The organism is Leucobacter sp. wl10, from assembly GCF_003569785.1.
In the GTDB taxonomy this organism is placed as follows: Bacteria; Actinomycetota; Actinomycetes; order Actinomycetales; family Microbacteriaceae; genus Leucobacter.
In genome coordinates this window covers 53994-67174 of the sequence record NZ_KZ983995.1, presented here as the reverse complement: position 1 = coordinate 67174, position 13181 = coordinate 53994, and the positions used below count along the sequence as shown (strand labels likewise).

Sequence of the window (13181 nt, the reverse complement as noted above, 5' to 3'; positions counted from 1 at the left end):
TACCCCGATATCCGCCAGAATGGTTCCCATGACTTCCACGAGCGATACCGGAACCGCGGCCGCCGGCTCACAGACCGCCGGATCGCAGACCCTGGCCCGGGGCCTCCGCGCGCTCGAGCTGCTCGCCGAGGCCGAACGGCCGCTCTCCATCGCCGACCTCGCGGAGCAGCTCGGGGTGCACCGATCCAATGCGTACCGCGTGCTGCGCACTCTCGAGCAGTACCGCTTCGTCACGCGGGATCAGGCCGGCCGCATCCGTCTCGGCCCCAAGCTCACGGTGCTCGCCAGAGGCGTGGCGCCCGCCCTGCACACCGCCGCCATGCCGGCCGTCACCGAGCTCGCCTACGCGCTCGGCATGACGGCCTTCGTCACCGTGCTCGACGCCGACGAGGTGGTGACGCTCGTCACGGTCGAGCCCTCGAACGTGGCCGCCACGATCGCCCGCAACCCGGGCGTGCGCCACCCGGTCGACCGCGGCGCGCCCGGGCACGCCATCGAGTCCTCGCTCACCGCGGCCGAGCGCACCGCCTTCCTCGGCGGCCCCGAGCTCAGCGCCGCGGCCCGGCAGGCCGAGCGCGACGGCTACGCCATCAGCCGCGCCGAGGTGATCGACGGCGTCACCGGCATCGCGGTGCCGCTGCGCATCGCGGGAGAGCCGCCCGCGGCCGTGGCCGTGGTGCACTTCAATCTTCCCGAGGCCGTCGACGACGTCGTCGCCGCGATGCAGGAGGCCGCCGAGCGGATCGCGCAGAGCTACCGCTGAGGCGCCGCGAGGCGATCCAGACCCGCGATCCCGCAGCGGTCGATCGTCGAATCCCGACGAACCACCGCGACGATCTGTACTATGAGGAGGGTCCAGCTCGGTCGGCTCCTCCGCGACCCGGCCGGCTAAGGCGCTCGAAAAAGGGGCGCTGCTGCCGAGGCTCAACCGCCCGGCGAGACATACACGGTTCCCTTTTCGTCCGAGTTCTCCTCTGAAGGATCTGTGATGTCCACCCCTGCTCCCACGCTCGTCCATGCCCTCGCGACCGCTCTCGCCCGCCACGCCGACCGCGCCTTCGGCCTCATGGGCAACGGCAACGCCCACCTCATCCAGAGCCTCGCCGAGGTCGGCGTGCCCTACACGGCGGTGCGCCACGAGGCCGGCACCGTCGCCGCGGCCGACGCCTATACCCGGATCAGCAACCGGCTCGCCATCGCCACCACCACCTACGGCGCCGGCTTCACCAACACCCTCACCGCGCTCGCCGAGGCGGCGCAGGCCCGCACCCCGATGCTCGTGGTCGTCGGCGACGCCCCGAGCGCCGGTCCCCGCCCGTGGGACGTGGATCAGGAGATGCTCGCGGCGGCGCTCGGCGTGCGCACCCACATGCTCTCAATCGCCGGCGTCGAGCGCACGGTCGAGCGAGCCGTCTCGTACGCGCTGCGCGTGCGCCGCCCCGTCGTGCTCGGCATCCCCTACGACCTCGTCACCGCGCCGACCGTGGAGCCCGCAGCGGCGTCCGCTCCCGCGGCGACGTCGGGCGGCATCGACCTCGACGACCCCGCCGTGCTCGCGTCGCTGAGCGCCTCCGTCGCCGGCACGGCCCGGGCGCAGCCCGCGGCGGCGGCTGTCCCCCCGGCGCCGCAGCGCCTCGGAGGTCCCGCGAGCCATCAGCTCGAGGCGGCCGTGCTCGCCCTGCTCGAGGCCGAGCGCCCGCTGGTGCTCGCGGGCCGCGGCGCGCATCTCTCGGGAGCATCGGCCGAGCTCGGCGCCATCGCCGAGACGCTCGGCGCGCTCACGGCCACCACGGCGCTCGCGCGCAGCATCTTCCCCGATCCGCGCTTCGACCTCGGCGTCACCGGCGGTTTCGGCCAGCAGGCCGCCATGGCCGTCATCGAGACGGCCGACGTCGTGCTCGTGGCGGGCGCGAGCCTGGGCCAGTTCACCATGCGGTTCGGCGATCTCTTCGGAGCCGGCACCACCGTCATCCGCATCGACGAGGAGCAGGTCGCCCCTCCCCGCACCAACCGCCCCATCACGCACCTGCTGCTGCAGGGCGACGCGCGCACCACGCTCGGCACCCTGCTGGGCGCGCTCGTCGAAGCGGGCCGCGCGCCGAGCGGCTGGCGCGAGAGCCTGCCCGGCCTCGAGGCGGAGGGCGCGCTGCGCGTGCGGGACACCGGTTTCGCCGAGCACCCGGACGGGATCTGCGCCGACGGGCGGCTCGATCCCCGCTGCGTCGCCGCCCGCCTCACCGAGCTGCTGCCGGCCGAGCGTCACGTCACCACGGACGGCGGCCACTTCATCGGCTGGGCCAACACGTTCTGGCCGGTCGCCTCGCCGGAGCGCCACATCATGGTCGGCACCGCCTACCAGACCATCGGTCTCGGGCTCTCCACCGTCGCCGGGGTCGCCGCCGCGGCGCCGGGCACCACCACGGTGCTGAGCACGGGCGACGGGGGCGGCCTCATGGCGCTGGCCGACCTGGAGACCGCGATCCGCACCTCCCCCAGCGGCGTCATCGTGGTCTGGAACGACGGCGCGTACGGCGCCGAGGTGCACCTCTACGGCGCGATGGGGCTCTCCGAGGAGCCGATGCTCATCCCCGACGTCGACTTCGCGGGAGTCGCGACGGCCCTCGGCGCGCAGGGCGTGCGGGTGCGCCGCCTCGAGGATCTCGAGGCGCTGCGCTCGTGGACGTCCGCCGGCGCCCGCGGCACGATCCTGCTCGACTGCCGGGTGTCCCGCAGCGTCGTCGCGGAGTACCAGCGCGAGATCCAGCGCGTCAACGGCGTTGAGCCCGGATAGTCCGCCGAGCGGGTGCGGCCGCCGGGCGAGTATCGACTCCGATGATGCCGACCGGGGCGGCTCGATAGCGCGCGGGTAGGATCGGAGGCGCGCCTCTTCCGGGTGCCGCACGATCACGAGGAGGCCCCGTGGCAGCGAAGCAGCCCGCGATGTCGCCGTCCGATCTGCCGGTGGCGGAGGTGCTCGACCGCGCCACCGGCCCCCGTCGCGCCGAGGCCGGCGAGCTGCTCGCGCTCCACACCGGGATCAGCGGCGAGCAGCCGATCGTGTGGGCCGGCCGCATCATCGGTTTCGGGGAGTACGAGTACCGCTACGAGAGCGGACACCGGGGCCGCGCTCCCCTGCTCGCCTTCGCCCCCGGCCCCACGAAGCACACCATCTACCTCGTCAGCGGCTTCTCGGAGCGCTGGCCCGAGCTCATGGCGCGACTCGGCAAGCACCGCGCGAGCAAGGCCTGCCTCTACCTCACGCGGTTGACGGGAGTGGATCGCAACGCGCTGCGCACGCTGCTGGAGCGCTCACTCGCCGAGACCCGGGCACAGGCGCGCTGAGCGCCCCGGCCGAAGAACGCTCAGACCCGGCACCCGGGCCGAGGGCGCATCGGCCGTGCGCACGGGCCGGCACGGAGACCGCGGAACCCTATGCCGCGCGCATCACATCCGGGTGACGCTGCAGCTCGGGTGGATGCGATATCGGAGAGCCCGGCGGCCTGGCCCTGCGCCAGCGCCCGCCGTGATCGAGCCACGCCGGTGCCCTCACTTCGGGCACTCCGCCGTTCATGCGCACCTGCCATCCGGAGGTTTCGATAGTGCGGTGGTGGAACCAGCACAGCATGACGCCGTTGTCGGTATGGGTTCTCCCGCCGCTCGCGTGTTCGGTGACGTGGTGGATCTCGCACCAGGTCGCCGGCGTCGTGCACCCCGGGATCACGCATCCACCGTCGCGAAGGGTGATCGCGCGACGCTGGTGCGCGTTGAACACCCGCTGCGGAACCCCTATGCTCATGATGCGACCGGAACGGCTCTGCACTACGCGCTGCGTAGCGCCCGCGCACGCCGCGTGACGCACGACGCGCATCGACACCGGTGCGGGAGTTCCGTCGTGTCCGTGGATGGTCCCCGCCCCGCCACTCAGCGATGCACCGGCTCTGTTCACACCGCTGTCGCTCGGATCGCCGTCGTCCGGATTCGACGCGCACGAGCCGATGAGGTCCGCTTCGGAGGCCTGCAGCAGGACCGTGACCGGCGCCCCGCCAAGCAGCGGGGTCTCGGCGCTTCGGGCGACCGTCGCGAGGAGTACCGCGAGCGCATCGTGCCGCCTCTGGCCGGGAGTGCGCTCGTCCGCGATGCCTTCGGCGAAGGAGTCGGCGGCGTCCCCGGTGATACCGGTGCCCGATCCGGATCCCTCACGCTCGGAGACGGCGGCGAAGCGCACGCCGCTGCCACCGCTGCGGGCCGAGCCGACGGGCGCTGTCGCTCCTCCCGCGTCCATGGCCGCATCCGCGTCCGCGTGCACGTCTGCGAGAGTCTCTGGGGTGTGAGGGTTCGCATCGGTACGGGGAGGGTTCGCACCGGTGCGGGGAGAGTTCGCCGCGTCGAAGAGCCGACCCAGTAGCGCCGCCACCTCGACCGTGAGCGCACCCCGCACCGGGACCAGCCCGCCGCGTTCGCGCCCGAACGTGAAGCCGCGCTTCAAAAACGCCGCTTCCTCATCGGGAAGGACGCCGTCGGGGTCGAGGTACTGCCTCCACACCCTGCACATCACCCGGATGCCGTCCGTGTGCTCGGGCAGCGCCGAACCATCGCTCTCCCCGCCGTCGACGCCCTCCCGGTCGCCTGCCCCCTCCGGGCCGATGATCGCACCCGTCGCCGCCGCCACGAGGCACTGCTCGGCGATCATGATCTTCTCGACCGCGGCCGACGGCGGGAGCCGCTCGAGCATGCCGGTCACGAGCAGCGCGGATTCGACCGCGAGATCGCCCTCGGCCAGCGCCGCCGCGACCGACGGGTAGCGCGCCGGCAGCGGCTCGCTGAACCCCGGACGGGGACGCGTGAGAGCCGCAAGCCTCACGCGCTGCCGCACGTCGCGCGCCGAGGAACGAGTCACCCGCTGCAACAGTTCGACGCTGTCGCGGCACCCGTGCTTCGCGGCGAGTGAATCGGACGGGGCGCGCCCACGCGTGCGATCCTCCACCTCGGCGGCCAGCGCGAGCTGCAGAGCGGCGACCTTCCGCGAATGCGCCTCGAGCGCGAGCGCCGCTGCCACCACCTCGTCATCGCTCAGGCCGTGAGCGTCCGCGAGCGGGAGCACCGCATCGAGCCCCGCGGAGAGTTCCGCGAACCTGCTGGCGAAGGGTGCTGTTTCCATACCCCATTATCGCATGATTCGAAGATATATTCGAATCGAATCGGGGTGAAGAACGGCGGAATTTCAACGATCTCGAGCAGCGCAGAGGTCGACGCCGATCCTACGCCCGACCACCGACGCCCGCCATCGCATCGCCTCATCGCCGGGCCGTGCGGCCAGCGGAGGCGCCCCTCGCCGCGATGACACCCGGGCGGCGCGGCGCGTGAGCTCGAGCGCGGCTCGTCGGCAACGCCCTCGTGCAACTCGTCGTAGCCGCCTGGTGCCTCGTCGACGTCGTCACCGGACGCACGACACTCGACCGCCTCGTCACCGCCTCGAGAGGCGATGCCCCTGAGTCATCGCCCCGCGGCCCCACGGCCCCGCGGCACCGCCCCGCCGCCCCGCACTCACCGCCCGGACGGTCGAGACTACACCGCGCGATAGACGGTGTGGCGCACACGGCCCGCCTCGCGCACGCCGTCGGCGACGTAGAGGGCGTCCTGCAGCTCGGCGAGCGCGGGGTCCGAGGTCTCGAAGCGCAGCGCGACGCGGAAGTACGAGCCGTCCGCCGTCGCCCTCCGGATCCCCGTGGCGTGCAGGCCGATCGGCGACCCCGCGGCCGTGCGGGCGTCGTAGCGGGCGTCGATATCGACCGCGCCGTCAGGGCGCACCAGCTGCCGGTCGCCGCCGCCCGGCAGGATCTCGGCGCGCAGGCCGCGCACCGCCTCGCCCGCCTGGGCGTCCGCGATCCCGCGCAGCTCCCCGCCGAGGATCGGCGTGAAGCGGCGCGCCCCGTCGCGCGTGCGACCGAAGTCGAGCGCCTCGCCCAGCTCGACGATCACCTCGCAGACCGGGACGAGCCCGGGAACCGCGGCGCTCACGTCGCCTCCCCGACCCGTGCGCCGAGAGACGAGCGCGCGTTCAGCTGCTCCGGGTGGAAGCCAGCGGCCAGCTTGTACTCGGTCGCGATCGACTCGAGTTCCTCCCGCGGGATCACGTCGTGCACGTCGTCGAACCCCTCGGGCGCGCGCTCCCGCGCGAGCTGCATGACCTGCTCGGGGCCCGTCTGCCTGGTCAGCTCGAGCAGCCGGGTGCACGCGGGGCGCCGCGCCGTCTCGTACGCGGCGAGCGCCGCCTCGACGGTGGGCTCCGTGGCCAGGTGATACGCCAGCGTGCGGGCGTCGAGGGTGGCCTGCGAGCCGCCGTTCGAGCCGTTGGGATACATGGCGTGCGCGGCGTCGCCGAGCAGGGCGAGGTTGCCGAAGACCCACTGCGGGATCGCGTCGCGGTCGACCATGGGGTACTCCAGGAGCTCCTCCGAGTCGCGGATGATCGCGGGGATGTCGAGCCAGTCGTAGCTCCACCCCTCGAACATCTCGGCGATCGGCGCCCGATCGACGGAGCGGTTCCAGTCCGCGGTGGGCGATCCCTCGCCGCGGCGTTCGGCGATGAAGTTGACGCGCTGGCGCCCGTCCTCCGTGGGCCCGCTCAGCGGGTAGGCCACGAACTTCTGCTCGGCGTCGCCGGCCATGATCATGGTCTCGCCGTCGAGGTAGGGATCGACGACCGCGGTGCCGCGCCACAGCGTGAGGCCGCTCCACTCGGGCGCGCCCTCCTCGGGGTAGTGCAGCTTGCGCGCGGCCGAGTGGATGCCGTCGGCCGCGACGATGACATCGGCCGAGATCTCCTCCCGCGAGCCGTTCGGCAGCTCGAAGACGGCGGTCCCGCTCCGCACGTCGACGAGCTTGCGGCCCAGCCTGATGACGTCGCCGAGGCGCTCCTCCACCAGGTCGCGCAGCTCGAGCTGCAGCCTGCCGCGGTGCACCGACAGCTGCGGCCACTCGTACCCGGCGGCGCGGCCTCGCGGCTCGCTCCAGATGAGCTGGCCCTGGCGGTTGTAGTAGCTGAGCGTGCGCGGCTCGACGCCGAGCGCGGCGATGCGGTCGGCAACGCCGAGCTCGGTGAGCTCGCGCACGGCGTGCGGCAGCAGGTTGACGCCCACGCCGAGGCCGCGGATCTCCTCGGTGCGCTCGGCGACGACGATGTCGGTGAAGCCGGCGCGCTCGAGGCTGAGGGCTGAGATGAGGCCGCCGATGCCGGCGCCCGCGATGAGGATCTTCATGGTGTTCCTGTTCTCGCCCCGCTGGCGGTGTGCGGGGCGTGCGGTTGGACGGGTGTCCGCGACTTCGCGGAGCGATGAGATGACCGAATGATGAAATGACGGAGTGATGAAATCACCGAGCGATGAGATGACGGATCAGTCCGCCGGACGTTCGAACACCACCTCGCCGCCGACGATCGTAGCCGCGGTGCCGATCCTGAAGAGCTCCTCCCGCGGCGCCTCGAAGGGATCCCGGGTCGACACGACGAGGTCGGCGCGCGCTCCCACGCGCAGTCGCCCGGCCTCCCCCAGCACGAGCGAGGAGGACCCGCTCGTGTAGGCGGCGAGCGCCTCCTCGAGCGTGAGCGCCTGCGACGGCGACAGCGGCGGCGCCCCGGCGCCCGGCCCGAAGGGGTGCGCCCGGTTCACGGCCACGTGGATCGCCTGCCAAGGATCGGCGAGCGACACCGGCCAGTCGGAGCCCATCGCGAGGTCGGCTCCGCTCGCCGCGATGTCGCGGAACGGGAAGGCCCTCTCGGCGCGCTCCTCGCCGACCACCGCGATCATCGACTCGTCGCGCGTCGCCCACAGCCCCTGGATGTTGGCCGTGACGCCCAGCGGCCCGAAGCGGGCGGCGTCGGCGGCGTCGACCATCGACAGGTGGGCGAAGTGGTGGCGGGGCCCCGGCCCGTTCGCGCGTCGCGCCGCCTCGACGGCGTCGAGCGCCACGCGCGTGCCGCGGTCCCCCATGATGTGCAGGTGCAGCGCGAAGCCGCGCGCGTCGAGCCGGATCGCGAGCTCCCGCATCGTCTCGGCGTCGATGTGCAGCTCGCCCGAGTGCGGGTGCGAGCAGTAGGGATCGAGCAGCGCGGCGGTCTCGCCCTGCGGCACGCCGTCGACCATCGCCTTGCAGGTTGACGAGGGTAAGCCGGCCGCCTCGTTCTCGGCGCGGCGCCGCTCGAAGCTCTCGACCAGCGACGGCACGTCGGCGAGCGCGGTGCCCGGCGGGATCCACAGCGCACCCGAGACGCGGCTGCGCAGCGAGCCGTCGGCGAGCGCGGCGAGGTAGGCGGGGGTGCAGTCGGCCTTGCCGTTGAACTCGCCGAGGATCGCCTCGTGCCAGCCGGTCACGCCGAGCGACCACAGGGTGCGCTGCGCCTCGAGCAGCCCGGCGGTCATCTCCTCGGCTGTGGCCGGCGGGATGAACGGCGCGAGCAGCTCGACGCCGCCCTCGTTCAGGTAGCCGGTGGGCTCGCCGTCCGCCATGTAGACGTGGCCGTTGGCCGGCTGGGGGGTGCCGCCGTCGATGCCCGCGATCGCGAGCGCCCGGGAGTTGGCCCACAGCGTGTGGTGCCCGGCGTCGCTCAGGGCGACGGGGCGGTCGGGCACGATGGCGTCGAGCGTCTGCCTGGTCGGGTGCGGGAACAGCTCGTGCGACCATCCGCCGCCCGTCAGCCACGCATCGTCATCGCCCGCCGCGTCGAGCGCGGCGGCGGCCCGCGCGATCAGCTCGAGGGCCTCCTCGACCGAGCGGGCGGGCGTGAGATCGAGGCTCAGGCGCTCGACTCCCGCGAAGACGGCGTGGGCGTGCGCGTCGACGAAGCCGGGCAGGATCGCGCCGCCGCGCGCGTCGACCACGCGCGTGGCCGGGCCGCGCAGCGCGAGCACGGCGTCGTCGCCTCCCACCGCGACGACGCGCCCCTCCGTCACCGCGACCGCGGTCGAGGAGGTGCGGATCCTGCCGTCGAACACGCGCCCGGAGACGACGCAGAGGTCTGCAGCTGTGTGCATGAGGATCTTCCTTTCTGGGGGTTCTGGGGGTCGGGGGGGTCGGGGGTTCTGGGGTTCTGAGTGTCTGGATCGGGCGATCCGTCGGCCGGGCGGGAGAGTCGAGCGCCGCGCAGCGCGATCCGCGGCGCCGCTCAGACGAGGCGGAACACGCGGATCACCACGCGCCCGGGCTCGGGCCGCGCGTAGCCGACGAACTGCGACTCGGCGAGCCACTGCAGTTCGGGATGCTCGGTCTGGAACGCGAAGGCGGTGCGGTAGTACAGCTCCTCCTCGCCCACGTGCTCCCCCGCGAGCATGCGCTCGAGTGAGGTCTCATCGGTGCGCCAGTACCCCCGGTTGACCACGTCGACGGCGGCGGCGCCACCCGGCAGCGACGCCTCGATGACGTAGCGCGCGTCGAGCCGCACGGCGAGGCCGCGCCCGCGCCACCAGTCGCCGCCGCCGGGCAGGACGCGCCCGCCGAGCCGCGGCCCCTCGAAGGCGCCGCCCGTGACGGGGGCGAAGTGCAGTCCCTCCCCCGGCTCGGATCCGCCGAGCGGCAGCGCGTCGGCGACGTCGACGCGCAACTCGAAGCAGTACTCGAAGCCGGGTTCCATCAGCTGGCTCACGGGCGGTCCCTGCGCTCGGGGGCGTCGGGGAGGCCCGGCATATCGGGGACGGCATGCAGCCGGGTGACGGTCGGGATCGCGGCGGTGCGCCCGAGGCGACGGCGCCGCGGCTTCCATCCCTCCCGCGGAATCGAGTCGAGCAGCAGTCGCGTGTACTCCGCGCGGGGGTCGTCGAGGATCTCGTCGGCCGTGCCGTACTCCTCGACGACCCCCGACCGCATCACCACGACCCGGTCGCAGAGGCGACGGATCACGGTGAGGTCGTGCGTGATCATGAGGAGCGCCACACCGGTCTCGCGGCGGATCGTGTCGAGCAGGGTGAGGATCTCCACCCGCGTCGTCACGTCGAGGGCCGAGACGGCCTCGTCGAGCACGAGGATCTCGGGGGCGGCGGCGAGCGCTCGCGCGATCGCGACGCGCTGCCGCTGGCCGCCCGAGAGGGATTTGGGCCGCTGATCGAGCAGCGCGGCATCGAGCCGCACCTGCCGCATGAGCTCCTCGATGCGGTTCGAGACGGCCTCGCGGGAATCGCGCCTGCGGTGCACCCGGATCGCCTCCGCGAGGCACTCGCGGACGGTCTGCCTCCGGTCGAGCGACTGGTAGGGATCCTGGAACACCATCTGCACCGTCTTCGCCCGGGCCCGGCGCTCGCGTCCGGAGCGGGCCGGCGCGCTCCAGTCCTCTCCCGCCACGGTGATGGCGCCCCCGTCGGCGCGCTCCAGGCCGCAGATGATCTTGGCGGAGGTCGACTTGCCCGAACCCGACTCGCCGACGATGCCGAGCGAGCCGCCGCGGTCGAGCTCGAAGGTCACGCCGTCCACGGCGACGAGCATCTCGCGGCCGCCGTCGGCGCCCCGCACCCGGTAGGCCTTGCGCAGGCCCGACACCGCGAGCACGGGCTCGGCCTCCGGGCTCTTCGGGCTCCGCGCGCCGCGTTCGTCGAGCGCCGCGGACATGAGCACCCGCGTGTACTCCTCGCGGGCCTCCTGCCGCATGCGCGACGAGTGCAGCGTCTCGACGACGCGTCCGTGCCGCATCACGGCGACGCGGTCGGTCACCGCGCCGGCGAGTGCGAGGTCGTGGGTGATGAAGAGCATCGACAGCTCGCGGTGCTTGCGCAGCTCGCCGATGACGGCCATCACCTCCTCCTGCGTGGTGACGTCGAGGGCCGTCGTGATCTCGTCGGCGAGCAGGATCTCGGGGTCCATCGCGAGGGTCGCCGCGATCATCACGCGCTGTAGCAGCCCGCCCGAGAGCTCGGCGGGGTACTGCCGCAGCCGGCGGCCCGGGTCGGTGATGCCGACCTCGTCGAGCAGCTCCTTCGCGCGCCGGTCGGCGGCGTCGCGCTTCCGTCCGGCGACGTGCACGAGCGCCTCGGTCATGAAGTCGCCGATGGTGCGCAGCGGGTTGAGGTGGGCCCGCGGGGTCTGGAAGACCATGCCGATGCGGGTCGCCCGCAAGTCGCGCAGCTCGGGTGCGCTCATCTCGGCGATGTCGCGGCCGAGGATCCGGATCGACCCCCCGGTCGTGAACGCCTCCGGGAGGAGGCCCGCGACGGCGCGCACCGAGAGCGTCTTGCCCGATCCCGACTCTCCCACGAGCCCCACGGCCTCGCCGACGCCCACCGACACCGTGCAGTCGTGCACGAGGGTGCGCCCCGGCAGGCCGACCGACAGACGGTCGAGTTCGAGTACGGTGCCGCTCATCGTTCCTTCTCCTCTGCCCAGGTGGTCACCCGCGCGCCGATGATGCTGACCGAGAGCACGGTGAGCACGACGAAGAGCGCGGGGAACAGCGACTGCTCCGGCGCGCCGGCGAGGATGCCGGCCTGCCCGCTCGAGATCATGGAGCCCCAGTCGGCCGCCGGCGGCTGCTGACCCAGTCCGAGGAACGAGATCGCGGCCAGATCGAGCATCGAGTACCCGAAGCCGACGGCCATCTGCGCGGCGACGACGGGCATGAGCGCCGGAACGAGGTGCCGGAAGCAGATCGCGAGGCTCGACACCCCCTGCACGCGCAGCGCGGCGATGTAGGGCCTGCCGAGCTCGCGCGACGCGGCGGTCTGGGTGAGCCGGGCCACCACGGGAATGTACGCGATCGACAGCGCGATCACGGGGGCCACGAGCCCCTTGCCGAACATCGCGACCGCGAGCACCGCGAGCACGAGGCCCGGGATCGCGAAGATCACGTCGACGATCCGCGAGATGGTGGCGCGCACGGCGCCGCCGAACCAGGCCGCGCAGATCGCGAGCAGCGCGCCGGCCGCGGTGGAGAGCGCCACGACGAGGATCGGGGCGAAGACGCTGGCCTGCGCACCGGCGAGCATGCGGGAGAGGATGTCGCGCCCGAGGTCGTCGGTGCCGAAGAGGTTGGCGGCCGTCGGCACCCCGTTCTCCGGCCCGACGTAGAGCTGATCGGGGTCGTAGGGCGCGATCCACGGCCCCGCGACGGCGACCAGCGCGATGACTCCGAAGACGCAGAGCGCCGTGAGGGTGAGCCAGTCCTTGCGCGCGGCGCGCTTCGCCGATGCCGGCACGGCGCCCTGCGCGAGCTGAGCGACGCTCATGGCTGCCTCCCTGCGGTAACGGTGTCGGGGTCGATGAGGGCGCTGACGAGGTCGGCGACCGCGTTGAGCACCACGAAGATGGCGACGAGGATCAGCGACACGAGCTGCACCACCGGCAGGTCCTTGCGCGCTGCGGCCTCGGTGAGCAGCGAGCCGATGCCGCCGAGTCCGAAGGCCACCTCGACGATCGCGGACGCGGCGAAGAGGCCCGCGATCGTGGTGCCCGAGATCGCGAGGACCTGCGGAGCCGCGTTGCGGAACACGTGCACGCCGAAGATGCGCGTTCTCGGGATGCCGCGCACCCGCGCGGTGTCCACGTGCTCCGAGTGCAGCTGAGCGACGATCGCGCTGCGCGTCACCCGGCTGATGTAGGCGATGAACATCACCGCCAGCGACGCCGCGGGGAGGAGCAGGTGCCACACCCGGGTCCAGCCGCCCGTCCCCTCCCCGTACACCGGAAACCAGCCGAGGCTCTTCGCGAAGATCCAGATGAGCAGGATCGCCACGACGAAGCCCGGCAGCGCCATGCCGAGCGCGGTGAGCACGCCGATCGCCCGGTCCACCGCGGGGCCGCGGGTCGCGGCGAGGATCCCGGATCCCACGCCCGCGACGAGGATGATGAGCACCGTCAGCAGCACCAGCTGCAGCGTGATGCCGAAGCGCGGCGCGACGAGGTTGATCACGTCGGTCTTGTAGACGAAGGATCGCCCGAAGTCGCCCGTGAAGACCCCTCCGAGCCACTTCAGGTAGCGCATCCAGATCGGGTCGTCGAGGTCGTACTCCGCTCGGATCTGCGTGATGAGCTCGGGGGTGGGCTTGGCTCCCCCGGCGAGCGCCGCGATCGGGTCGCCGGGGGTGAGCAGCAGCGCCGAGAAGATCACGACGCTCGACAGGAGGAGCGTGAGCAGTAGGCCGCCGATCCGCCCCAGGAGCAGGCGCGTCCAGTTCATGTCGTCATCGGTCCCTCGTTCTCGGCTC

At 72.8% G+C, this 13181-nt stretch carries 11 protein-coding genes; 3 read left to right on the top strand and 8 right to left on the bottom strand.

What is annotated here, in order from left to right; all coding sequences use genetic code 11:
• Positions 1 to 28 precede the first annotated feature (28 nt).
• The 3 genes from D1J51_RS09895 to D1J51_RS09885 all read left to right on the top strand — a co-directional run bounded on the left by D1J51_RS09895 (position 29) and on the right by D1J51_RS09885 (position 3342).
• Positions 29 to 763: an IclR family transcriptional regulator gene (locus D1J51_RS09895; RefSeq protein WP_119075104.1), complete on the top strand. Its 735-nt coding sequence runs from the start codon at positions 29 to 31 to the stop codon at positions 761 to 763.
• A gap of 225 nt (positions 764 to 988) precedes the next feature.
• A complete protein-coding gene (locus D1J51_RS09890; RefSeq protein ID WP_119075029.1) occupies positions 989 to 2791 on the top strand; it encodes a thiamine pyrophosphate-binding protein in 1803 nt (600 codons plus the stop codon).
• A gap of 128 nt (positions 2792 to 2919) precedes the next feature.
• Entirely contained in the window at positions 2920 to 3342 is a 423-nt protein-coding gene (locus tag D1J51_RS09885) for a DUF1801 domain-containing protein (protein ID WP_119075028.1), read from the top strand.
• Between the two features lie 88 nt (positions 3343 to 3430).
• On the opposite strand, the gene D1J51_RS09880 is transcribed toward D1J51_RS09885, so the two are convergent.
• The 8 genes from D1J51_RS09880 to D1J51_RS09845 form a co-directional block, all read right to left on the bottom strand.
• Entirely contained in the window at positions 3431 to 5158 is a 1728-nt protein-coding gene (locus D1J51_RS09880; protein ID WP_119075027.1) for an HNH endonuclease signature motif containing protein, read from the bottom strand.
• A gap of 407 nt (positions 5159 to 5565) precedes the next feature.
• Positions 5566 to 6018, bottom strand: coding sequence for a DUF3237 domain-containing protein (locus D1J51_RS09875; protein WP_119075026.1), 453 nt, complete (start codon positions 6016 to 6018; stop codon positions 5566 to 5568).
• Positions 6015 to 7259 (bottom strand): flavin-dependent oxidoreductase, encoded by a 1245-nt coding sequence (locus tag D1J51_RS09870; protein WP_119075025.1) that lies wholly within the window; start codon positions 7257 to 7259, stop codon positions 6015 to 6017. Before D1J51_RS09870 ends, D1J51_RS09875 begins: the two co-directional genes overlap by 4 nt.
• Before the next feature lie 135 nt (positions 7260 to 7394).
• Entirely contained in the window at positions 7395 to 9029 is a 1635-nt protein-coding gene (locus tag D1J51_RS09865; protein WP_119075024.1) for an amidohydrolase, read from the bottom strand.
• A gap of 131 nt (positions 9030 to 9160) precedes the next feature.
• Complete coding sequence (locus tag D1J51_RS09860) at positions 9161 to 9637, bottom strand: DUF3237 domain-containing protein (RefSeq protein ID WP_240423128.1); 477 nt, start codon at positions 9635 to 9637, stop codon at positions 9161 to 9163.
• Complete coding sequence (gene nikE / locus D1J51_RS09855; protein WP_119075022.1) at positions 9634 to 11343, bottom strand: nickel ABC transporter ATP-binding protein NikE; 1710 nt, start codon at positions 11341 to 11343, stop codon at positions 9634 to 9636. Before nikE ends, D1J51_RS09860 begins: the two co-directional genes overlap by 4 nt.
• Positions 11340 to 12203, bottom strand: coding sequence for an ABC transporter permease (locus tag D1J51_RS09850; protein WP_119075021.1), 864 nt, complete (start codon positions 12201 to 12203; stop codon positions 11340 to 11342). The genes nikE and D1J51_RS09850 overlap by 4 nt, the downstream gene beginning before the upstream one ends.
• Positions 12200 to 13153: an ABC transporter permease gene (locus D1J51_RS09845; protein WP_119075020.1), complete on the bottom strand. Its 954-nt coding sequence runs from the start codon at positions 13151 to 13153 to the stop codon at positions 12200 to 12202. Before D1J51_RS09845 ends, D1J51_RS09850 begins: the two co-directional genes overlap by 4 nt.
• Between the last annotated feature and the right edge of the window lie 28 nt (positions 13154 to 13181).